Source organism: Mucilaginibacter sp. (assembly GCF_028288185.1).
GTDB lineage: Bacteria > Bacteroidota > Bacteroidia > Sphingobacteriales > Sphingobacteriaceae > Mucilaginibacter.
On record NZ_JAQBOF010000040.1, the window covers coordinates 132539 to 155342 of the forward strand.

The 22804-nt window shown below is 41.7% G+C and carries 24 protein-coding genes, 1 pseudogene and 1 riboswitch; of the genes and pseudogenes, 12 read left to right on the top strand and 13 right to left on the bottom strand.

The genetic code is table 11. From position 1 onward, the window contains the following. Positions 1 to 55: 55 nt before the first annotated feature. From JWQ34_RS18375 to recJ, 11 genes and pseudogenes are all read right to left on the bottom strand, one after another. The gene (locus tag JWQ34_RS18375) at positions 56 to 322 is read right to left on the bottom strand and encodes a YtxH domain-containing protein (RefSeq protein WP_299359855.1); all 267 of its coding nucleotides are present in this window, start codon (positions 320 to 322) and stop codon (positions 56 to 58) included. Between the two features lie 157 nt (positions 323 to 479). Beyond that, positions 480 to 1523 (bottom strand): AI-2E family transporter, encoded by a 1044-nt coding sequence (locus tag JWQ34_RS18380; RefSeq protein ID WP_299359857.1) that lies wholly within the window; start codon positions 1521 to 1523, stop codon positions 480 to 482. Positions 1524 to 1572: 49 nt separating this feature from the next. Then, complete coding sequence (locus tag JWQ34_RS18385; RefSeq protein WP_299359859.1) at positions 1573 to 1770, bottom strand: histidine kinase dimerization/phospho-acceptor domain-containing protein; 198 nt, start codon at positions 1768 to 1770, stop codon at positions 1573 to 1575. Between the two features lie 6 nt (positions 1771 to 1776). Then, positions 1777 to 3195, bottom strand: coding sequence for a sigma-54 dependent transcriptional regulator (locus tag JWQ34_RS18390; RefSeq protein WP_299359861.1), 1419 nt, complete (start codon positions 3193 to 3195; stop codon positions 1777 to 1779). 149 nt (positions 3196 to 3344) lie between these two features. Next, the gene (locus tag JWQ34_RS18395; RefSeq protein ID WP_299359863.1) at positions 3345 to 3965 is read right to left on the bottom strand and encodes a hypothetical protein; all 621 of its coding nucleotides are present in this window, start codon (positions 3963 to 3965) and stop codon (positions 3345 to 3347) included. 219 nt (positions 3966 to 4184) lie between these two features. Continuing rightward, the gene (locus JWQ34_RS18400) at positions 4185 to 4769 is read right to left on the bottom strand and encodes an outer membrane beta-barrel protein (RefSeq protein ID WP_299359865.1); all 585 of its coding nucleotides are present in this window, start codon (positions 4767 to 4769) and stop codon (positions 4185 to 4187) included. A gap of 173 nt (positions 4770 to 4942) precedes the next feature. Next, positions 4943 to 5725: an enoyl-CoA hydratase-related protein gene (locus JWQ34_RS18405; RefSeq protein WP_299359868.1), complete on the bottom strand. Its 783-nt coding sequence runs from the start codon at positions 5723 to 5725 to the stop codon at positions 4943 to 4945. Between the two features lie 9 nt (positions 5726 to 5734). Next, positions 5735 to 6157: a cobalamin B12-binding domain-containing protein gene (locus tag JWQ34_RS18410; protein WP_299359870.1), complete on the bottom strand. Its 423-nt coding sequence runs from the start codon at positions 6155 to 6157 to the stop codon at positions 5735 to 5737. 300 nt (positions 6158 to 6457) lie between these two features. Next, entirely contained in the window at positions 6458 to 7981 is a 1524-nt protein-coding gene (locus JWQ34_RS18415; RefSeq protein WP_299359872.1) for a GH3 auxin-responsive promoter family protein, read from the bottom strand. Between the two features lie 12 nt (positions 7982 to 7993). Continuing rightward, positions 7994 to 8733, bottom strand: a pseudogene (gene lptB / locus JWQ34_RS18420) (LPS export ABC transporter ATP-binding protein). A gap of 95 nt (positions 8734 to 8828) precedes the next feature. Next, entirely contained in the window at positions 8829 to 10526 is a 1698-nt protein-coding gene (gene recJ, locus JWQ34_RS18425) for a single-stranded-DNA-specific exonuclease RecJ (protein ID WP_299359874.1), read from the bottom strand. 113 nt (positions 10527 to 10639) lie between these two features. Between recJ and JWQ34_RS18430 the strand changes: the two genes are divergently transcribed. Next, positions 10640 to 11410, top strand: coding sequence for an MBL fold metallo-hydrolase (locus JWQ34_RS18430; RefSeq protein WP_299359876.1), 771 nt, complete (start codon positions 10640 to 10642; stop codon positions 11408 to 11410). 57 nt (positions 11411 to 11467) lie between these two features. Here the strand turns inward: JWQ34_RS18430 and JWQ34_RS18435 are convergent, their stop codons facing one another. Then, positions 11468 to 11878 carry a response regulator gene (locus JWQ34_RS18435; RefSeq protein WP_299359878.1) on the bottom strand — a complete coding sequence of 137 codons (411 nt, stop codon included), beginning with the start codon at positions 11876 to 11878 and terminating at the stop codon, positions 11468 to 11470. A gap of 241 nt (positions 11879 to 12119) precedes the next feature. On the opposite strand from JWQ34_RS18435, the gene JWQ34_RS18440 reads away from it, so the two are divergent. The 4 genes from JWQ34_RS18440 (at position 12120) to JWQ34_RS18455 (ending at position 14241) form a co-directional block, all read left to right on the top strand. Beyond that, positions 12120 to 12554 carry a MerC domain-containing protein gene (locus JWQ34_RS18440; RefSeq protein WP_299359880.1) on the top strand — a complete coding sequence of 145 codons (435 nt, stop codon included), beginning with the start codon at positions 12120 to 12122 and terminating at the stop codon, positions 12552 to 12554. 120 nt (positions 12555 to 12674) lie between these two features. After that, positions 12675 to 13106, top strand: a complete 432-nt coding sequence (locus tag JWQ34_RS18445; RefSeq protein WP_299359882.1) for a Fur family transcriptional regulator — start codon at positions 12675 to 12677, stop codon at positions 13104 to 13106. 20 nt (positions 13107 to 13126) lie between these two features. Further along, positions 13127 to 13954 (top strand): N-acetylmuramoyl-L-alanine amidase, encoded by an 828-nt coding sequence (locus JWQ34_RS18450; protein WP_299359884.1) that lies wholly within the window; start codon positions 13127 to 13129, stop codon positions 13952 to 13954. A gap of 86 nt (positions 13955 to 14040) precedes the next feature. Further along, positions 14041 to 14241 carry a hypothetical protein gene (locus tag JWQ34_RS18455; protein ID WP_299359886.1) on the top strand — a complete coding sequence of 67 codons (201 nt, stop codon included), beginning with the start codon at positions 14041 to 14043 and terminating at the stop codon, positions 14239 to 14241. 325 nt (positions 14242 to 14566) lie between these two features. Here the strand turns inward: JWQ34_RS18455 and JWQ34_RS18460 are convergent, their stop codons facing one another. Next, the gene (locus tag JWQ34_RS18460; RefSeq protein WP_299359888.1) at positions 14567 to 15004 is read right to left on the bottom strand and encodes a hypothetical protein; all 438 of its coding nucleotides are present in this window, start codon (positions 15002 to 15004) and stop codon (positions 14567 to 14569) included. A 277-nt stretch (positions 15005 to 15281) separates the two neighbouring features. Continuing rightward, positions 15282 to 15347: riboswitch (Fluoride riboswitch) on the top strand. Positions 15348 to 15393: 46 nt separating this feature from the next. Between JWQ34_RS18460 and JWQ34_RS18465 the strand changes: the two genes are divergently transcribed. The 7 genes from JWQ34_RS18465 to eboE all read left to right on the top strand — a co-directional run bounded on the left by JWQ34_RS18465 (position 15394) and on the right by eboE (position 22794). Then, positions 15394 to 16776, top strand: a complete 1383-nt coding sequence (locus tag JWQ34_RS18465; protein WP_299359891.1) for a voltage-gated chloride channel family protein — start codon at positions 15394 to 15396, stop codon at positions 16774 to 16776. Between the two features lie 206 nt (positions 16777 to 16982). Next, a complete protein-coding gene (locus tag JWQ34_RS18470) occupies positions 16983 to 17357 on the top strand; it encodes a transmembrane 220 family protein (RefSeq protein ID WP_299359893.1) in 375 nt (124 codons plus the stop codon). Further along, positions 17350 to 18195 (top strand): EboA domain-containing protein, encoded by an 846-nt coding sequence (locus JWQ34_RS18475; RefSeq protein WP_299359895.1) that lies wholly within the window; start codon positions 17350 to 17352, stop codon positions 18193 to 18195. Before JWQ34_RS18470 ends, JWQ34_RS18475 begins: the two co-directional genes overlap by 8 nt. Before the next feature lie 16 nt (positions 18196 to 18211). Then, positions 18212 to 19198 carry a TatD family hydrolase gene (locus tag JWQ34_RS18480; protein WP_299359897.1) on the top strand — a complete coding sequence of 329 codons (987 nt, stop codon included), beginning with the start codon at positions 18212 to 18214 and terminating at the stop codon, positions 19196 to 19198. A gap of 1 nt (position 19199) precedes the next feature. Next, entirely contained in the window at positions 19200 to 20090 is an 891-nt protein-coding gene (gene eboC, locus JWQ34_RS18485; RefSeq protein ID WP_299359899.1) for a UbiA-like protein EboC, read from the top strand. A 171-nt stretch (positions 20091 to 20261) separates the two neighbouring features. Beyond that, positions 20262 to 21428, top strand: coding sequence for a 3-dehydroquinate synthase (locus JWQ34_RS18490; RefSeq protein WP_299359901.1), 1167 nt, complete (start codon positions 20262 to 20264; stop codon positions 21426 to 21428). Positions 21429 to 21588: 160 nt separating this feature from the next. Then, positions 21589 to 22794, top strand: a complete 1206-nt coding sequence (gene eboE / locus JWQ34_RS18495; protein ID WP_299359903.1) for a metabolite traffic protein EboE — start codon at positions 21589 to 21591, stop codon at positions 22792 to 22794. The last annotated feature ends 10 nt before the right edge of the window (positions 22795 to 22804 follow it).

Sequence of the window (22804 nt, forward strand, 5' to 3'; positions counted from 1 at the left end):
TTTTGAATGAATGGTCTTTTAACTCATCACTCAAAACTCAAAACTCGTAACTAATTTATGCGTGTTCAAGATCGTCCTGATATTCTTCTTCGGCGCCTTTAATTTTCGATTTGATATTCTCAACTACCTTGTCTTTAAAACCAACCAGGTTATCAATTTCGGCAGCCGCGGTTTCTTTAATAGAGTCGCCTAGGTTTTTTAATGATTCTGCTAATTTATCACGGGTTTCGTCGCCTTTATCCGGTGCAAATAAAATTCCTAACGCTGCGCCTGCCGCCAGTCCAGCGAGTAGGGCCACAACCACTTTTGTGTTACTATTCATATTAAATAAGTTTTTAAGTTGAACATTTGAGTTATATAACGGTTAAATATCTTGCCAAATATAGTTAATCCAATATTTTGTATATGTTTAGCTGTAAGAAATTAATTTTAAATAGAAATCAATTGTTAATTGTTCACAAAAATGTTCAGCCTTTAGGTCAACTATCTGCGCCGGATTGTATCCGGTCCAGCCTATCGGCCGCCATTCTGTTGGTTTCATATATCTCTATCAGTAATAAGAAGTAAGATAGCAATAATGGTCCAAATACCAATCCTAATATCCCAAATAAAGGTAAACCAATAAATACACCGATAACAGATATTAACGGATGCGTATTTGCAACGCGCTTATTAATAATCATGCGCAATACATTATCAATATTACCTATAAATAATAAACCATAGGCTAATAGCAATATACCTTTTACGGTATGATCTGTAGCAAATAGTACAATACTTGCCGGTATACATAAGGTGGGGGCGCCCACAACCGGCAGAAACGAAATAAAGGCACCTATTACTCCCCAGAAAACAGGGTCGGGTATACCAAATATCCAAAATCCATTGGCTAACAACGCACCTTGGGTAACTGCAATTATGCCCTGGCCCAATACGTTCGAATAAGTTGAATTACGTAAAGCCACAGCAAATTTTATGGCATACTGCTCCCTAAATGGCGCGTACTTTAATAATCCGGCTTCAAACTCACGTATTTGCACAAACATAAAATATAGTAGAAAGTACAGCACCAACAAGGTTATTATGATATTGGCTGCACTGCCTAATAAAGAGGGGAAAAGATCAGTAGCATAAATGCCCAGCTTTTGCAGGGTGTTTTCGGCAAAGTGGGGTTGTTTAAAGGTTGTGCCGGCAAACGTGTCAATCTTTACCAGCCACTCTTGTATAGGCAAAGTGCTGGTGTTGATCTCTGATATTTTGCCAATTACCATAAAGCTTAGGGCAGTAAATGGTAAAACAATAACAACAAGCGATATGAAAATAATAATGAGTGCAGCAATGGGTCTGTTCCATCCTTTTGTTTCGACCATGTACAGGTAAAATGGCCTGAAGATGGTGAACAGTACAATGGCACCCAATACAGAGCTAAACAGGCCGCTTAGCGCATATAAAATAAAACAGCCCAGCACAATAATGCTGACCAGTATAATTGTATTACGCTGCTTATAATCAAAAATAGACATTTATCAATGGTATGTTGTACCACTATAAACAAAAAAGAAGCAAATAGTTTTATTGGAGATCTTTTAAGAGCTCATTTATTTTTGTGGCGCTGCTAAAAATGGTTTCTAAGCAAAAATTAAAATCCTCAGTAGGATCGGTTATTTCGTAGCGCAGGGTTTCTAGCGCAAGGTGGATAGTTGAAAGCTGATTTTTTATATCATGCCGTAGTGTGCGCAGGGTTTCCTCATCAACTTTTTTATCACTCATATGGTATTATTTCAGGTTGATGGCCTTCATTTTATTATAAAGTGTTTTGCGGTCGATGTTTAATATCTCGGCAGCCCGGGTTTTATTAAAATTAACCTCGCGCAATACTTTTAAAATGGTTTCATACTCGGCCTCCAAAGCAGCATTCTTCAAATCATGTCTTGGCTCTTTTATTTCGGATCGTTGTTCATACTGCGGCTGATTAAAACTATTTTGCTGACCGTAATCAAATGCCGGTAATTTATAGTTTGATATTTCAAGTGGCAGAGATTTTATAGTTATTTCGCTACCCTCGCTTATTAATGCCGCCCGTTTAACAATGTTTTTTAATTCGCGTACATTTCCCGGCCAGCGATAATTTATAAAGCAATCTATTACCTCGGGCGAAAAATGGGTTACATTGCGTTGCAGCTCCAGGTTGGCTGCTTGTAAAAAATGTTCGGCCAGCAGCATAATATCATCGCCACGCTCGCGCAAAGGCGGCATGTATATGCTAAACTCATTAAAGCGATGGTAAAGGTCTTCGCGGAAACGGCCCTTTTGTATGGCATCTACCAGGTTCTCATTAGTTGCCACAATAATGCGCACATCCAGATCAATTTCTTTGGTACTGCCTATTCTTTTTACTTTACGCTCCTGTACAGTTCTTAACAAAGCGGCTTGTATCTCGTATGATAGATTACCAACCTCATCTAAAAATAATGTGCCGCCATTGGCCATTTCAAAATGACCAATTTTGGTAGTGAAAGCACCTGTAAATGATCCTTTTTCATGCCCAAAGAACTCGCTTGCGGCCAATTCTTTGGTGAGCGATCCGCAATCCATAGCAATAAATGGCTGGTTGCTGCGGGGGCTATGTAAATGTATACTTTTGGCAACCTCTTCTTTACCAGATCCGCTTTCGCCCAAAATAATTACGCTGTAATTTGTTGGGGCAACCAGCTCTATCTGTCTGCTAAGTTCTTTTGAGGCTCGGCTGGTACCCACTACTATTCCATCTGTCGCCTGCTTTTTGCTAGATTTAGTAATCGGTGCTGGCGAGGCGCCATCGTCAAGCAATGCCTGGCGGGTTTCAATAGCCTTGGTTATGGTATTTAATATTTCATCGGGGTACAGGGGTTTGCTTATATAGTCATACGCGCCCATTTTTATCAACTCAACGGCCATTTTTATGTCAGAGTAGCCGGTAATGATGATAACGCCTGTTTTTGGATATTGGGTTTTTATTTTGCGCAGCATTTCACGCCCATCGGTATCTTCCAGCCGGTAATCGCATAGCACCAAGGCAAATTCTCCGTTTTTCAGATGTTCCAGCCCGCTATTACCACTTGATGCGGTGGTTACATCAAACCCGTTGCGTGTTAAAAATTTAGATAATAATAATGCAACGTTTACTTCATCATCTATGATGAGGATTTTTTTCATATCAGCAATTAAGGTTAACTGGTAACATATTGAGAGGTAAGTTACACAAAAATGCTAATTCCAGTAATTTTTTATAAACGAATGGGGGATTAGCTGCTGTTTTTTTTGCGATATTAATTGAGGCGATAAATTATAGACAACTACTGCAACTATAAATTAAATGCATAAGCTACACGCAGCGCCCAAAAGCTATTAACGTTGGTGTTATTATAAAAGGTTTGTGTGCTTTCATAACGAATACCTGCATCAATATAGGTATGACGTTTTTTAAGCGGCAATACCAGGCCCAACTGCGGCGCCCATGTAAACGCGTTGTTATATAATGCATAAACAGCCGCCTTATTGGCTAATATGGTTTCACCAGCCTCTGCCTGTACATAAAAACGGTTGCCAAGCAATAGTTTTACCCCCAGTTTTAAAGGTATGGTATTAAAGTTTGCAAGTTTGTTTCCTGTTACAGCCTGCTGGCTGTAGCTGGCATCCTTGCTGGTTAAGAAGGTAATATAACCCGCGCTAGCGGTAATATACAATTGCGATATTACCGGTACATCAACATGTAATGAGATACCAACACCATTATTATATGCCGAGGCGGCAGTACCCCCCGATGGTGTATTTACACCGGTGCCAAAATCAGTACCAGTGGTTGAAGCCAGTTCTGCACCAATACTTATCCTGACACTGTCGGGTACATTTATTTGTGCATTTGCAGCCGAACCAAGGCATATAAACAAGAATGAGTAGATAAGTGCTTTAAAGGTAAATTTCATATTATATGTTTCTGGATTAAGTTGTTAAAACGTACGAGGTTTTAACAACGTATAAGTTACCGTAATTTATAGATAACTATTAATTGATGCAAAGCTAATATCCGTTTTCAATAACTCATTATAAACTGATGTAAAAAAATGTTAAATTTTATAGCATAAAAAAAGCGTCCCGAATTTTCGGGACGCTTTTACATTATAGGTAGTTGTGAGTATTAGTGTTTAGAAACCGTAAGCAACACGTAAACCAACAAAGTTTACTTTGCTATCGTTATTTGTGCTTACTAATTTGCTGGTAGCTTCGTAACGTACGCCGGCATCAATGTAACTGCTGCCACCTAAAGCAAACTGGTAACCAATTTGTGGCGCGTAAATAAACGCTGTCGAGTTGTCTGCGCCAATTTTAGTTTTGTTTAAAACAAATGCTGCACCGGCTTCGCCCTGGATATAGAAATTATTTACCGGGAAGAATTTTAATCCGGCTTTTGCAGGCAATAACTGGATATCTGTTGCTTTTACTGTTGTTGCGCCTACTGTTACGTCTTTACCAAAAACATTGTTGTAACCTGCGTTAACAGTAACAAATAATTGGCTGGCAACCGGTATATCTACCTGTAATGAACCACCCAGGTTCCATTTATAGGTATCAGATGTTTTTCCTGTAGGGATGCCGGCGTCAACACCGATGCTGTAGCGGATACCGCTTGTTGTTGTTTTGGTAGATGTAGGGTTGGTTTGTGCTTTAGTGCTTAGGGTAAAACCTGCTAATGCTAAAATAAGTGCTGTGATTTTTAATGTACTTTTCATGGTTATATGTTATTAAATTGTTGTGTGTGTTTGTTTAACACGGCACAAATTAACAGCACAAAACCAATAGTTTTTTTCATCCAAATGTCATGATTATTCAATCGATTGATTAACAGTGATTTAATTTTTGACTATATGGGTATTTTAGTCAGGAGAATGTAATAAAACAATATTTATTTACCTTTAAAGGCAGATTTCCTTTTCTCCAAAAAGGCAGAAACGCCTTCTTTAAAGTCATCAGTACCGAAACATTTGGCAAATTCTGCTATCTCGGTTTCATAGCCGTTACCGTTATTTAGCCCGGCGGCATTAACGGCTTTTATAGCCGCGGCAATAGCCAAAGGTGCGCGGCTTAATATTTTTTGGAGAATCTCTTCCGCTTTTGGGATCAGTTCTTCGGGTGTGACAACATGATTAACCAATCCAGATTGATAAGCATCAGCAGCGGTTATCATATCGGCAGTCATTATCATTTCTAATGCTTTACCCTTACCTACTAAATTGGTTAGCCGTTGCGTACCGCCATAGCCGGGTATAAGCCCCAGACTTACTTCGGGCAATCCCATTTTGGCGTTATCACTAGCTATACGGATATGACAGGCCATAGCCAGTTCCAATCCGCCGCCTAGGGCGAAACCATTAATAGCGGCTATAACTGGTTTGCCTGCATTTTCAATCAGGTCGAAAATTTTGGTATGGCCATCAACGGCTAGTTTGCGACCGCCTTCTACATCCAGGTCGGCAAACTCGGCAATATCTGCACCGGCTACAAAAGCTTTTGGCCCGGCACCGGTTATAATAATGCCGCCAACAGTTTCATCAGCAAAAGCGTTAGTTAAAGCGGTATGTAATTCGCCAAGGGTAGCTGCGTTTAAAGCGTTGAGTTTGCTTTCGCGATTTATAGTGATGTATAATACGCGCTCTTTATTGTCAACTAAAAGGTTTTGATAAGCCATATCGCAAAGTTAAAAGTTACGATGCTGATGCACCCAATCAGTTATATACTTAACAATATCATGCGTACTGGTACCCGGTGGGAAAAGTTCGCCAACGCCCAGTTTTTTTAAAGTGGTCATATCCTCCTCCGGTATAATACCACCACCGGTAACCAATACATCATCCATTTTTTTTTCTTTAATGATAGCCAGTATCTTGGGGAAAACCGTCATGTGCGCACCTGACAGGATAGAAATCCCAATGGCATCCACATCTTCCTGCAAAGCGGTATTTACCACCATCTCGGGCGTTTGACGCAGGCCGGTATAAATAACCTCCATACCCGCATCGCGCAGCGAAGTAGCAATAATGCGCGCGCCACGATCATGCCCGTCAAGCCCAACTTTGGCAACTAAAACACGTATGGGACGGTTAAATGGTTTGGTGGTCATAATGATGCAAGATAGTGATAGCGCCTGAGATTTGACAACTTTTTAAAAGCTGTCAAATCTCGAATGTTAGTCCTAATTTACAATCCCAGAAAAACGTTATTCCCAAAGTTAAGAGCCATCGGCTCGACAAATATTTATCGCCATCCGTGGCGATAAATTGTAGTACGCCCGCCTGGTTGAACAGATGAAAGACATCCATAAAAAACAAACCCTTCCATCGTACTACAATCACAAGTATGACTATTATCGCCAAGGAAAAAGTAACCTGCTCTTCTTCATTATTTAATTTTAATTCATTCACTAATTAATTACCAACTCCACCACCTTCAAAATAGCATCCACATACTCCCTGTTATTAGCCAGGCGTGGTACTTTATGCTGGCCGCCCAGTTTGCCTTTTTCTTTCATCCAGTTAAAGAATGTGCCTTCGGGTACGCGGCGTACTATGGGGCGACGCAGGGCCATGTCTTTAAAACGTTTGGCATCGTAATCAGAGTTAATGCGGCGAAGGGTTTGATCCAATATATCAACAAAGCGCTCAAACTCGGCGGGTTTTTTCTCAAACTCTATCAGCCACTCATGTGCGCCGCATTCATCGCCATTAAAATAAATTGGGGCAGCGGTGTAGTCGCGTATAATTGCTCCGGTTTGGCTACAGGCTTCTTCTAATGCGCGCTCGGCATTATCTATTATAACCTCCTCGCCAAAGGCGTTTATAAAATGTTTGGTGCGGCCGGTAACCTGTATGCGGTATGGCACCAGTGATGTAAAGCGAATGGTATCGCCAATTAAATACCGCCATAAGCCGGCATTGGTACTGATGATGGGCGCGTAGTTTTTATCCAGCTCTACCTCGTCCAGCGTTAATGTTTGCGGGTTTTCGTCATGCAGGTTTTCGGTTGGTAAAAACTCGTAGAAGATGCCGTAGTCCAACATCAACAACATTTCGCCGCCTTCTATCTGGTCCTGTATGCCGAAGAAGCCTTCGGATGCGTTGTAGTTCTCCAGGTAATACATGTCATTGCTGGGTATCAGTTTTTTAAACTGCTCGCGATAGGGTGTGAAGTTAACCGCGCCGTGGAAATATAGCTCCAAATTGGGCCAAACTTCCAGCAGATTGTTTTTGCCGGTTATTTCAAGGATGCGTTTGCAAAGCAATAAGTTCCAGGTAGGTACGCCGCTTAAGCTGGTTACGTTAACATCGCGGGTGGCATGGGCGATTTTTTCTATCTTCTCTTCAAAATCTTCCAACAGGGCAATATCCAGGTGCGGGGTGCGGTGGAACTCGGCCCACAAAGGCAAATTCTTCATAATAACCGCCGACAGATCACCAAAAGAAGTATCCGGACTTAGCTGACTAACCTGGTGGCTACCGCCCAGCGTTAAGATCTTCCCTGTAAACATTTTGGCATTAGGTCGATTATTGAAATAGATGGTCAATAGATCTTTACCACCTTTAAAGTGACATTCGGCTAATGATTCTTCGCTAACGGGGATAAACTTGCTCCTGTCGCTGGTAGTGCCTGACGATTTGGCAAACCACTTGATCTCTGACGGCCAAAGCACATTTTGCTCGCCGCGGATCATGCGCTCTATGTAGGGTTTAAGCGTATCGTAGGTTTGTATGGGTACGCGCTCTTGAAACTCGCTAAGATTGGTAATGCTTTTATAGCCGTATTTTTTGCCCCATTCTGTATTCTCTGCTCTTGATATCAATTGTTCAAACCACTCTTCCTGCACCTCGTTGGGGTATTTCATAAAAAGCTCTATCTGGTGGATACGCTTTTTCATGAACCAGGTAAAAACAGAGTTAAAAATTGTCATAAGCGGTTAGCTTTATTGAGCAAATGTTTTTCTTTTTAGTACGAAGTTGGCACCCAAATATACCTTACGCACCATCTCATTCTCGGCCAATACCTCTGGTACGCCCGACTCTAATATCTTACCCTCAAACAGCAAGTAAGCACGATCTGTAATAGACAGTGTTTCCTGTACGTTGTGGTCTGTTATTAATATGCCGATGTTACGGTGGCGTAGTTTGGCTACCATGGCTTGTATCTCTTCTACCGCTATCGGGTCGACCCCGGCAAACGGCTCATCCAGTAAAATAAAATTAGGCTCGGCGGCCAGTGCGCGGGCAATTTCTGTACGGCGGCGTTCGCCTCCTGATAAAAGGTCGCCGCGATTACGGCGCACTTTATGCAGGCTAAACTCATCTATCAGGGTTTCCAGTTTTTCTTCCTGTTGTAGCTTGGTGGTTTTACCCATTTCCAAAATAGCTTTAATGTTATCCTCGACCGTTAGTTTCCGAAACACTGAAGCTTCTGCGCCAAATAGCCAATTCCTTTTTGCGCGCGGCGATACATGGGGTCGCCAGTTATCTCTTCATCATCCAAAAATATATGGCCCTCGTTAGGTTTTATCAACCCTACAATCATATAAAACGATGTGGTTTTACCCGCGCCGTTTGGCCCAAGCAATCCCACAATTTCGCCCTGCGATACGTTGAATGACACATCACTAACAACAGCGCGCTGCTTATATTTTTTTACTAAATTTTCTGCTCTTAAATTCATTTAGCCCCCTCTAAATCTCCCCCGGTAGGGGAGACTTTTTTATTTATTATAAAGATGCTATTAAAGCCCTCCCTACCGGGGAGGGTTGGGAGGGCTTATACCCTTATCCCTTTTACATTCAACTGTATAGTACGTCTTTCGCGCCAAATATTTTCTTCAATATTATAACAAATATCAAAAGGTACGTCTTTTTTTATTTGTTCCAGTTGTTCGCCCTGGCCAAAGGCAATGCAATCAAATAAGGCCGAGCCTTCCTGCATTACCGTCATTTTTATATGATTTTGGCCTACCAAACCCGGGTTGCCGCTAACATACACATTTTTGGTTAGGAACACCGGTGCCATATTCTCTGGCCCGAACGGTGCAAACTGGTTCAATATCCTGAAAAACTTAGGTTCTATCTGGTTTAAACGCAGTTCGGCATCAATTTGTATTTGCTGTATTAATTGTTCGGCCGTAATGGTCGAGCTTACTATTTCTTCAAACTTATCAATAAAAGCATCAACATTGTCGGGATGCATGGTTAAACCGGCCGCGTATTTATGCCCGCCAAATTGTATCAGCAGATCGCTGCAGCCACAAAGGGCCTCGTACAGATCATACCCCAAAACAGACCTTGCCGAACCTGCCACATGCCCGTTTGATTGCGTAAGCACCACCGTAGGCCGGTAATATTTCTCTGTTAATCGCGAAGCGACAATGCCTATCACCCCCTTGTGCCAGTCCTTATTAAATACCACGGTCGATTTTCGGTCAATCAAGATCTGACTTTCACTGATCATGCCCAGCGCTTCGTCTGTTATTTGCAGGTCGTGGCCCTTGCGTTCGGTATTTTTTATGTTGATTAGATCGCCTTTTATCTGGGCTTCTTCATCATTGCAGGCTATTAAAAGTTCAACAGCGTGTTTGGCATCATCTATTCGGCCTGCGGCGTTAATGCGCGGGCCCAATAGGAAAACAATATCAGATATAGTATAGTTAATGCTTTTACCCGCAACGCCCATTAATATTTTAAGGCCGATGCAAGGGTCATTATTTAATTTTTGTAAACCAAAATAAGCCAGCACCCGGTTCTCGCCAACTATGGGTACAATATCGCAGGCAATACTTACAGCTACCAGATCCATATAACGGCTTACATCTTCAAACGGCAATCCGTTCTTTTCGGCATACGCCTGGGCCAATTTGAAGCCGATGCCGCAGCCTGAAAGTTCTTTGAACGGATATGGGCAATCGGCACGTTTAGGGTCAAGCACAGCTATAGCGGCAGGCAGTTCATCGCCCGGTGTATGATGATCGCAAATAATAAAATCAACTCCTAAACTATTGGCATAAGCAATTTTATCAACCGATTTTATACCGCAATCTAAAGCTATGATGAGTGTAAATCCATGCTCTTTGGCATAGTCAATACCTTGGGTAGATATGCCGTAGCCCTCTTTATAACGGTCTGGTATATAATATTCAATATTAAAATGATGGTTTTTAAAAAAGCTGTAAACAACAGCAACGGCGGTGGTGCCGTCTACATCATAATCGCCATATACCATTATTTTTTCGCCTGCGGCGATGGCGGCTTCAATACGCTCGATAGCTTTCTCCATGTCCTGCATCAGGAAAGGGTCATGCAAATGGCGCTCATCAGGGCGGAAGAAATATTTAGCTTCCTCGTAGTTTTTTATGCTCCGATGCAACAACAAAGTACTTAAAACGAGATCAATGTTAAGCTCGGTAGCCAAATGGTTTATATCGTCAATTGCCTGTACTTCCCTTATCGCCCACCGTTTATTCATATCTTTGTTGCTTAAAACAGTAAATATAGAAAATGTGAAGATATGCAGGTGTGCAAATGTGCAGATTAAATTTGCACATCTGCATATATGTATATTCGCACATCCACATCATTATGAAAATTTTCCCACTTGGTGAAGGCTCTTACTCGGTAGATGCTTCTAAAAAATTTGTTCCTTTTGATCCGCTTGTTGATAATTTCCGCGATCGCCCCGGTTCTCTATTCATACATGTTAATCCGTTCCTGGTACAAACGTCAACCGACCTTATTTTATTTGATTGTGGCCTGGGGTATAAAGATACCCGCGATGAGCTTTTTCTGCATCAGCATATCCGCAATGTTGGTTTCGACCCGGAGGATGTAACGCTGGTATTGATGTCGCATTTACATTATGACCATTCGGGCGGATTGGTGGTTGAGCGCAATGGTAAATTGGAGCCTAGTTTCCCAGGTGCGGAACACGTCATACAACGCGGCGAGTGGGAGACTGCTTTCAGCGGTAAATCATCATCCTATCATAAAGAGATCTTTGAGTCGCTGCAACGCTCAGTACAAATTACTTATGTAGAAGGATCGGGCGAGTTTAAGCCGGGGATTAAATATGAGCTATCGGGCGGGCATTGCCAGTTTCACCAGGTCTTTTGGATAGCCGATGGCGATGACAAATGTTTTTTTGGTGGCGATGAACTGCCGGAACCCGAGCAACTGATACGGAGATTTAAAGCCAAATATGATTTCGACCCCCAAAAGGCCATGGACCTGCGCGAAGAATATGGCAAAAAAGCCGCTACAGAAGGGTGGACCTGTTTGTTCTATCATGCAAAATCGAGCCCGGTAGGTAACATTACATATAACGGCGATCATTTTACGATCATACCGGTATAAACAAAAATAGCGAGGGGTTTTTAAACCTCTCGCTATTTTATATGTATCAGGCAAATATTAGTTTGCCGTAAACAGCTCTTTTATTTTATCAACGCTTAATGGTTTAGATATAAAATTCTTTACCAGCGGGTATGATCTGGCTTTGTTAATGTCATTGCTGAAAACCGATGATGATATAATGTAGATCTTGCTTTTACCTTGTGGGTCAATATTTAAGCGTTTATACTCATCTAAAAACTCCCAGCCGTTCATAATGGGCATGTTTATGTCCAATAAAATAAAGTCGGGTAATAAGGATGGGTCGTGTTTTTGTATCTCAACCAATTCCTCTATCGCAAATTTTCCATTTAAACAGGCGGAGATAGCTGTATTGTCAACAGCCTTTTTTATCAGTTTAATAGAAATGAAATTGTTTATTTCATCATCATCAACTAATAAAATACTTACTGGTTTGCTATCAGGGTTCATATATTATTGTTTATACGGAGTATTTCAAAAAAGGTTGTATTCCTATATGTTGTAACGAAAAAAAAAACAAAAGTGTTTTATTAAAATGAAATATACAAACAATATTACACAAACATTTGCTACAATAACAATAAAATAATTTGACGAACTATTTCTTTCTTTTGGCGAAAGATACTGTCAGCGAAGTATAATTTTATAAAAAATAAAACGCAATAAAGTTGCATTAAGCTATATTTGCTGCATGGCAATCAAAAAACCGGGTTCGAGGTTAGATAGTATAGGCATGACAGCATCAACATTATGCGCCATACATTGTGCTATTATACCTATATTAATTACGTTTTTGCCATTGGCCGGGCTGGGGTTTTTAGCCAATCCGTGGTTTGAGTGGAGCATGATCATACTGGCCTTGTTGCTTGGTGTATCGTCTATATTTTTATCGTACTTCCGTACCCACCGCCGGGCGCTCCCTTTGTTTTTGCTTGTGCTTGGCTTTGTGCTGATTATTGCCGGGCATATATATTTGAAGGGCTGGATAGAAGCTATTGTAGTACCTGCCGGCGGATTAACCATTGCGTTTGCCCATTTTATAAACTTTAAATATGTAGGCGTATGTAATAACGGCGATCAGTTTTTTCGTTTAACGCATAAGCATAGCCACGCTAAGAGGCATTAGGTAGCGGCGATGACTCGCCCGATCATCATTTCGCTTGATTACCCTCACTTCGCCTTTGGCGGAAAGAGGGTGAGGCAAAACTCACTATTTCTTAGTAATTTTGTATCAATTAGTTATCAAATGATCTTTAATCAACATTTTGAGTATTTATTAAAAAAGCACCAGCTAAAGCGCACGGAGCAAAGGCTTAGGGTATTGTCTTTATTGTCGGGCAAAAAAGTGGCAACCTCGCAACCCGATCTGGAGAGCGTTATTGGCGATGTTGACCGTGTTACGTTATACAGGATATTGAGTGCGTTTGAAGAAAAGGGTATTATCCACAAAGTATTTGATTTAAACGGCACAGCTAATTATGCCTTATGCTCTGATAATTGTGATGAGCACGATCATCATGACGAGCATTTGCATTTTAACTGTACCAGTTGCAAAAACGTGTATTGTTTGGACGAACTGGATATGCCGCCAATAGTATTGCCTGCCGGCTTTAAGTTAGAGAAATTGAGTTTTAGCGCTACCGGCTTATGCCCAAAATGTATTAATAAAGAATCATAACATACTACCCCTAACGGTTAATGGATAAACCTTTTAATAAATTACAGTTAATTATGCTAAACAGCTTTTTGCTGGCCGTAGTTATATTTTTAAGCTCATTTACTGCTAAACAAGATACTTCGCAAAGTAGCACGTTCCGTTTTAAAACGGTGGTGATCGATGCCGGGCATGGTGGGAAAGATCCCGGTACACATGGCCTGCATTCCAACGAAAAGACGGTAGCCTTATCTATTGCCAGGAAACTGCGCGCAGCTATACAGGATCAAATGCCAAACATATATACCGTTATGACCCGGTCTGATGATACTTTTATTCCCCTGGACAGGCGATCGGCCATTGCGAATGAGCATAGTGGTAACTTGTTTATCTCTATACATTGTAATTCATCGCCCGAGGGCACTGGTTATAGCGATCATAAACAAAAAGGGACTATGATGCTGGTTTACGGTTTTCATCGGGTTAAAGAACAGTTAGAGGCTATCCGCGAGAACTCGTCTATCATGATCGAGAAGGATTATAAAACCAAGTATCAAAGCTATGATGAGAATGACCCGGTAAACCGTATATTGTTAAATGCCTACATGCAAAAATATCGCAAGCAAAGCATCCTTTTTGGCGATCTGTTGAACGAGCAATTTAAAACAGAGGGCCGCCAAACCATCGGCGTAAAAGAGCAAGGGATATTGGTATTGGCCCATAGCGCTATGCCCGCGGTTATGATTGAGACGGGCTTTATTAATAATCCTGCTGATGAAGATTACCTGACATCAGATGCCGGGCAATATGAAATTGTACAGGTAATAATTAAAGCGCTTAAAGCATATAAGGTTAAAACGGCGGTGCAGTAATTTATTTCGGATTTTGAATATTCGATTTCGGATTTTATTAACATCCTTTATAGACCTATCTAAATAATATATAACCAACCAATAACATGGACGAATTTGATAAAGCAATTGCGCAAATAGAAATAGATAACTCGAGCGAGATAAACGGGGCTCTGAAAGATTATTTTACCGTTTTAGAAAAAGAGAACGGCACCTATAATTTAAAATGGGAAAAGAATATATCAACCCATATACGCCATAAGGTTTCTAAATTGGTAAAGAAGTATTATATACCGAAGGCGGTATAGTGCATCGTTTTTAAAGCGTTTTGCATGCAAGAGCGATCGGCTCAATACATATTGTAGCAACGGATTTTAATCCGTTGACCAATATGAGCCACCTGTAATGAGTACCGTAAGTACGATGCATATCTTTTGGACGTGGCTTTGCTTATTGCCGGCACCACCTATATGGGCCGAACCTACGGTTCTTCGACTCGTTTTTGTTTCAATTTTCAACGGATTAAAATCCGTGGCTATAATATGATGCGAGGCTACGCCTCTGATTGAAATTTGATATTTCTTTACCGCCGAATATAAATTCGGACTAACATTAACTTATTGCAGTTGAAATTTATTTACCGCCAATATTAAACTCATTTGCTTTAACTTTTTTCCAGCGCTCGTCTATTTTTACATTATTAACATTGCCCACCATTGCCATAGCATCATCGCTGTCAAACTTAACTATGGCCGGGTAATTACCACCGATCATGTTGGAGTTTTCCCTGTTTACATGTAGTATATGTTCTGTATAAGTACTATCTGATAAAGTATATGTGCCAAATATGCTGGTCTTGGTAATATTGGTTTCCAGGTCAACCTCAATAACTGTAAAATGCGTTGGAGAATATGATTTGTATCGTTTATAACCATGTAATTGAGGCACTATGGCATTGCCTTTATAAGATATTTCGGTAAGTTCCCACGTACCAACAAGTTTATCTGAATTTAGTTGCGCTTTTGCAATAAAGCAACTGCAGGTTATCAGTAAGGCTATAAGGTATTTCATGTTTAAGGTTTTTTGGGTGATGTAATTGTAAGGTTTAATGTTTGGTTTTCAAAATAGTTTGGAGGAATAAAATTCTATCGGCGATGACTCACCCCGACATCGCTTTACTCATCGACCCTCTCTTCGCTAAACGGAAAGAGGGCTATATAATAGAAAAGAAACCCTCTTTCCGCCAAAGGCGAAGAGAGAATGTCCATCCGCCTTTAGGCGGAGTAGACCGGGTGAGTAATCGCCGCCATACAAGTTGATAATCTCATTTTAATCCCTAACTTTGATTTCAACAAACGGAAATGGTGTCTTCCGACTTAACCGCCCTAAAAAAGCTGATGGCGCCTACAAAAACTAATTAACCCGTGGCGTAGCCGCGCTTATTTTTTTGTAGGATAATCATGAAAAAAAAAGCTTTTAACTCTATCCATTTAACCATCTTAAAACATCTTGTCCGCTGGACGCTGATCACCGTGCCTATTGCAGCAGCTATTGGTTGTGTGGTGACACTTTTTTTATGGCTGCTTAACCTGGCTATTGATTATAGGTTTGCTCATCCCGAAATAATTTATTTTTTACCCATAGCAGGTATCGCTATTTACTTCGCCTATAAATTATGGGGAACAACCGCCATTAAAGGCAATAACCTGATCATGGACGAGATCCATAATCCTGGTGGTGGTGTGCCAAAAAGCATGACCCCGCTTATTTTGATATCGACAGTGGTTACCCAATTGTTTGGCGGCTCGGTTGGGCGCGAGGGAACCGCCGTGCAAATTGGCGGTAGTATTGCGCAAATGTTTAGCAAATGGTTCAGGCTAAATGCCGATGATACACGCGTTATACTTACAGCAGGTATTGCGGCAGGTTTCGGGGCGGTATTCGGTACACCTTTAACGGGGGCCATTTTTGCAATGGAGGTGTTAACGATTGGTCGTATACAGTACACCGCTTTAGTGCCCTGTCTGGTAGCCGCCATAGTAGGCGATATAACTGTGCTGGCCTGGGGTGTACATCATGAAACTTATCATATCGCTATAGTCCCCGCAGGGCATAACATATTATCCAACTATTTGCCATTGGATATTTTGCTGCTATCTAAAGTAATTGTGGCGTCTATTATATTCGGTTTAACCAGCTATTTGTTTGCCGAGGCGGTTCATGGTATTAAAACAGGCTTTAATAGTTTGATAGCTAAAAAATGGTTGATCCCTTTTATCGGCGGCTTAATAGTTATTGGGTTAACCATAATTATTGGCAAGCCCGATTATTTAGGTTTAGGCGTTAAGCCGCCACATCCTGGTGCAATAACTATATCATCGGCCTTTAACGCCGGCGGTGCCGATGCCTGGAGCTGGTTATGGAAAACTATTTATACCACCATTACCCTTGGCACCGGCTTTAAAGGCGGCGAGGTAACACCGTTATTTTATATTGGGTCGACTTTAGGTAATACACTGTCAACCGTGTTAAACGCGCCGGTAAGCTTATTTGCGGCATTAGGTTTTATAGCTGTATTTGCAGGGGCCACCAATACGCCGCTGGCATGTACCATAATGGGTATAGAGCTTTTTGGCAGTGAGTATGCCTTGTTTTTTGCCGTGGCTTGTTTTACGGCTTACTTTTTTAGCGGCAACTCGGGCATATATAGTTCGCAACGCATTGCGGTGCCTAAGATTTTAGATGATGAACCTTCCGTAGAAACCATAGCCGAAGCTGAAAACAAAAGGCAACGGTATATGCGCCGTAAATTGGTCAAGTATAAGATCGGCAGAAAGAAATAGAAGTGTATCAGCGGTGTCATCCGGGGTTATCCGAGGCAGCAAAAGCCTCTTATCTTTCAATCTTCACCTTTATAGGTAATTGTTTTTTTACAGAATACTGGCATTAAATTAACACAATTACATATTTGTGCCGTAATTTTACAAACTGTGATATTGGTCATATATCATCATTAAACCTGATAGTATCTTTACAAAAATTATTAGCCATGATCTTTATAATTGTTAATGTTATTTTTTGCCTGTCGTTTTTGGTATTTGCTTACCTTAATTTAAACGACATAGACTGGTACCTATGGGTGCCCATATATGCGGCGGTGGCCGCTTGTTGTGGCCTGGCTTGTTTTGGCATGTATTACCCCAATCTATATGTAGGGTTGACAACCTTTTACCTGCTCTACGCTGTTAAACTTTTCTTCGAGAAAGATGGCGTGCGCGATTGGATAGTAAAATATAACAAACCCAGCCTGGTTGAAACCATGCAGGCCGAAAAGCCTTTCATTGAAAACACCCGCGAGTTTTTTGGTTTGCTCATCATATCTGCCGCGCTGGTTATTGATTATTTGGTAGCAATACATGTTTAATTATAAAGTGGACGAGATCAGGTCGATATTAAAAGCTATTGTACAGGCCAATACAACTCGCGATGTATTAGCCTGGCTGGAAGAGAAGCGAGCGTTAAATACTTCGTTTGTATTGCTGCCGCGAAAAACGGGCAAGGCAATAATAAATATCACTGCCCATCAGTCGAAGCAGATAGATACTATAATCCCCGGTTTTTCTGTAGATGGTTGGAGCATAGATAGGTTGGGCCGCGCCTACCTGTTGCTGAATTTAGATGCATCAGATCAAAAGGAATACTTCCGTGTAATAGAGGCATTATTTTTAGCTGCCGAAATAGGGGAGTTGGTAGCCTTATATTCAACCTTACCATTATTAGCCTACCCGGAGATCTGGGTTAAAAGATGTTCGGAAGGTATCCGCAGTAATATTGGTAGTGTATTGGAAGCGATCATGTATCACAATCCATACCCCGCCCAAAACCTGGATCAAAGCGCCTGGAACCAATTAGTACTAAAAGCTTTTTTTACAGATAAAGACATCAATAAAATAATAGGGATTGATACCCGTGCTAACAAAGAACTAGCTTACATAATAAGTGATTATATACATGAACGCTGGGCGGCAAAACGCGAAGTAAATCCAAATTTGTGGAGATTAGTTGGTAAATTTATTGACGAAAAACTTTTTGAAGATATAAAACGGCTATTTGAGGAGGGTAATTTGGTGGATAGAAAAGCCGGGGCATTGGCAATTTCGCAGTCAAACTATCAACCCGCTATAGCGTTGTTAACTAAATACCCTGAGCTGGTAACAGCTATTGAAAACAAGAACTTAAACTGGGATAGTTTATCCCGGTAATAAAAATAAGGAAGATATGTGTTGCACCCATTCGTTTGAAGAAGTAAAGTCTGAACCCTTATCGCCGCCCGTTAGCCTGGATGGTATTAAGGGCATGAAGTTTTTTGACCCGCATGTGCATATGACATCGCGCACCACGGACGATTACCAGGCCATGGCCGATGCCGGCGTAGTCGCGCTGATAGAGCCTGCTTTTTGGCTGGGCCAGCCGCGTACGGGTATTGATACGTTTAGAGATTATTATAGCAGTTTGATAGGGTGGGAGCGTTTCCGCTCATCGCAATTTGGTATTAAGCATTATTGCACCATTGGCCTTAACTCGCGTGAAGCTAATAATGAAGCCTTGGCCGAGCAGGTAATGGAGATACTGCCGTTGTTTATCTACAAAGAAGGTGTAGTTGGCATTGGCGAAATAGGTTTTGACGACCAAACCCCTGCCGAAGAAAAATACTATCGCTTACAATTAGAACTGGCTAAAGAGTCGGGCCTGCCGGTGCAGATCCATACCCCGCACCGCGACAAAAAAGGCGGTACCAAACGCAGTATGGACATTGCCATAGAGCATGGCCTTGACCCGTATAAAGTTATTGTAGATCATAACAATGAAGAAACCGTAAAAGAGGTTTTAGATCGTGGTTTTTGGGCGGCGTTTACCATCTATCCGTTTACCAAAATGGGAAACGAGCGAATGGTTGATATTGCCAAACAATATGGTTCAGAACGTATCATGGTTAACTCGGCTGCCGATTGGGGCATAAGCGATCCACTGGCAGTACCAAAAACTGCCGCCCTCATGAAAATTCGTGGTATCAGCGCGGCGGATATTGAGTTGATCACCTATCGCAACGCTATCACCGCTTTCGCGCAAAGCGGGCAAATAGACGAGGCCGACTTTGCATCCGCAGGAAGCGCTATAGATCAAAGTCAGAAGTTTGAAGGCAATACCATTTTACGTGGCGGGCAACAGCCGCGTATTGATAAATCGTCCATCATAATAAGCTAATATGGCACATAAATTAACCGTTTATTTAAGGCTGATGCGCCCGGCAAACCTTGTAACCTCGGTTGCCGATGTACTGGCTGGCGTAGCTATATCCGGTTATTTTTATCACTTAACTTTTAACGCAAACAGCTTTTATCCCATTGTTTTGCTTTGCCTGTCAACCATTGGCCTGTACGGTGGTGGTATTGTTTTTAACGATGTTTTTGATGCCGAACTGGACAAAGCAGAGCGACCCGAACGTGCCATTCCCAGCGGGTTGGTCAGTAAAAAAGAGGCATTCTATTTAGGTGCGTTTTTATTAATCTGGGGTATTGGTTTTGCTTTCTCCTACAGTAACCACGCCGGTGCCATTGCAGTAGCTATAGCGTTTTTTGCCTTGTTGTATAATAAAGTAAGTAAACATTATGCTTTCGTTGGTCCGCTAAATATGGGATTATGCCGTGGGTTAAATTTACTGCTGGGTATCAGTATTGTGGTGCCGGCTATTAGCGAGTTTTATTATCTGACCGTCGTTCCTATCGCCTATATATTCTCTATCACCATGATAAGCCAGGGCGAGGTGCATGGCGGCAATAAACGTAATTTATATATCGGTGGTGTCTTATATGCTTTGGTTATCTGCGCTATTCTTTACTTCGCTTTGCGCCAGGCGCAATGGCTAACCATTTTTTTTGTTTTGCCTTTTGTTTGGATGATATACAAGCCATTAATTAACGCTATAAAAAATCCCATTGGTAAAAATATCGGTCTTGCTGTAAAAGCCGGGGTTATCTCGCTAATATTAATGGATGCCGCATGGGCCGCTGCATTCGGCGCTATTTGGGTGGCTGTATTTATTGCTTGTTTATTGCCGGTATCTATGTGGTTTGCGAAGATGTTTGCGGTAACGTAGGCTGCGTTACTTCCTTGTTGTCATTGCCGCGCTCGTTCCTCGCTCGCAATGACAGAAAGCCACACGCCTTACCATCCCCCTAATTCCATTCTAATCCAAACTCAATATTTTCGTCAAATTTTGGATATATAGGCGATATTAATTTTATGTTTTAGATATTCGCTTTTTGATATGGAATATTTACAGCAATCGTTTAGTGTAAAATTTGAGTACAAAGTCTTTTTTACCACAGGTATTTTTGATTTAACCAATGAAGGTTTCAATGACTTTTTAGTTGCCGATTCAACATCAGCCTCGCTAAAAAAGATACTGTTTGTGGTAGATCAGGATGTGCTTAAAGCTAAGCCCGAACTGGCTGATAAAATAAGGCGCTATTTCGCTATCCATAAAGCCGCGCAATTGATCCCCGAAATTATATTAATGCCCGGCGGCGAAACCGTTAAAAATGACGAAAGCCATTTTAGCAAGCTGCTGGATATTATTAATCAATACAGTATTGACAGGCATAGCTATGTTGCTGCCATTGGCGGCGGCTCGGTGTTGGATATGGTAGGTTATGCCGCCACGGTTTCGCATCGTGGGGTTAAACATATCCGCATACCAACTACCGTACTGTCGCAAAACGACTCGGGCGTGGGGGTTAAAAACAGCATTAACTACTTTGGCAAAAAAAACTTCCTCGGCACGTTTGCGCCGCCGGTAGCCGTTTTTAATGACGACCAGTTTTTGCTGACCTTATCTGACCGTGATTATCGATCAGGCATTGCCGAGGCCATAAAAGTATCGCTAATAAAAGACGCTTCGTTTTTTGAGTGGTTAGAAAATAACGCGTCTGCCCTGGTGGCCCGCGATATGGATACCATGAAATATTTAATAAAACGTTGTGCCGAACTGCATTTAAACCATATAGCCGGTCTTGATCCGTTCGAGAAAGGCTCATCCCGTCCGTTGGATTTTGGGCATTGGAGCGCGCATAAGCTGGAGCAGCTAACCAATTTTAAAGTTTTACATGGCGAGGCGGTTGCAATGGGTATAGCTTTAGATACCGTTTATTCCAACCTATCAGGCAAATTAGATATTGACGCAACCCATCGGGTTGTTAACCTGATAAAAAAGATTGGGTTTGAGATCACTCACCCACTATTAGAAATAACAGGCAACGACAGCCCAATATTAATAGGACTACAAGAATTTAGAGAACACTTAGGCGGCGAACTAACCATTATGCTGCTTAATAAAATTGGCGAGGGTGTAGAGGTGCATGAAATGGATGCGGCCCTTATTAAAAAAGCCAGCGAGATTTTGAAGAATGAATACGCTGCGGTGAGCGCGGTGTAAATAAAGATAACCAATTCCCTCCCTCGGGAGGGGTGTGTAGGACTGCGTTGTGGCAGGGAGGGGTTTATACGCTTTGTCAAACCCCTTCCTCCTCCTTCCCAAGGGAAGGAATCGCACAATCCCACGCGCTTGTATGACTGCCTAATTTTGAGTTTTAACCATGCAACTAGCTATCGGACATTTAACGTACTGTACCAATATCCATCCCGGCGAGAACTGGCCATCGCATTTTGCTGCTTTAAAACAAAACTTTCCGAGTATAAAGTCGCAGGTTTCTGCGGATAGATCAATGGGTATCGGCCTGCGTTTATCAAACGTAGCAAGCGTTGAGCTGGATAAACCCGGCAACCTGGCCGAGTTTAAACAATGGCTCACAGAGAATGATGCCTACGTTTTTACCATGAATGGTTTCCCTTATGGCGAGTTTCATCATATCGCCGTTAAAGACCAGGTACATGCACCCGACTGGACAACCCAATTGCGTGTTGATTACACGTTGCGGATGTTCCATATCCTTGCCCATTTATTGCCAAAAGGTATGGATGGCGGTATCTCAACCTCACCATTAAGCTATAAGCATTGGTATAAAACCGATGAAAAACTACAGGAAGCCAAAAAAATCGCGACAGCAAATATTTTAGCAATCGCCGAAGAGTTAATAAAGATAAACCAGGACAAAGGCATAAATATGCACCTGGATATTGAGCCCGAGCCGGATGGCGTTTTAGAGACTGGCGAAGAGTTTATTACCTGGTATGAGTCTGTTTTATTGCCGATGGGTAAGGAACGTATCGTTCAAAAATTTAAGGTGCCTGCGGATGAAGCCGAACTATTAATAAAGCAGCATATTACTTTATGTTATGATGTTTGCCACTTTGCCATTGGGTATGAGCCGCATCAGCAGGTTGTTGATGAGCTGGAAGCCAAAGGATTAAAAGTAGGTAAGATCCAGATCAGCGCGGCGCTAAATGCGGTATTGCCTGAAGATGTGGATCTGCGCGAGCCTATAAGAAACGCTTTCGCCCGGTTTGACGAATCTACCTATCTGCACCAGGTAGTGGCTAAAGAAATAAATGGCAAACTACTGCGTTATCCTGACTTGCCGGAAGCTTTGGCCGATATTGAAAACCCGTTGGTTGAACAATGGCGGGCGCATTTTCATGTGCCTATATTTACCGAGGAATATGGTTTGGTGCAGTCGACACAATCAGATATTATTGAGGTATTAAATATCCAAAAAAATAAAGCATTTACCGCCCATTTGGAGGTAGAGACCTACACCTGGGGTGTTTTGCCTGATGCTAAGAAACTGCCCATAAATGATTCGATAGCACGCGAGCTGAACTGGGTTATAGACCAATTATAAAACTAAGCTA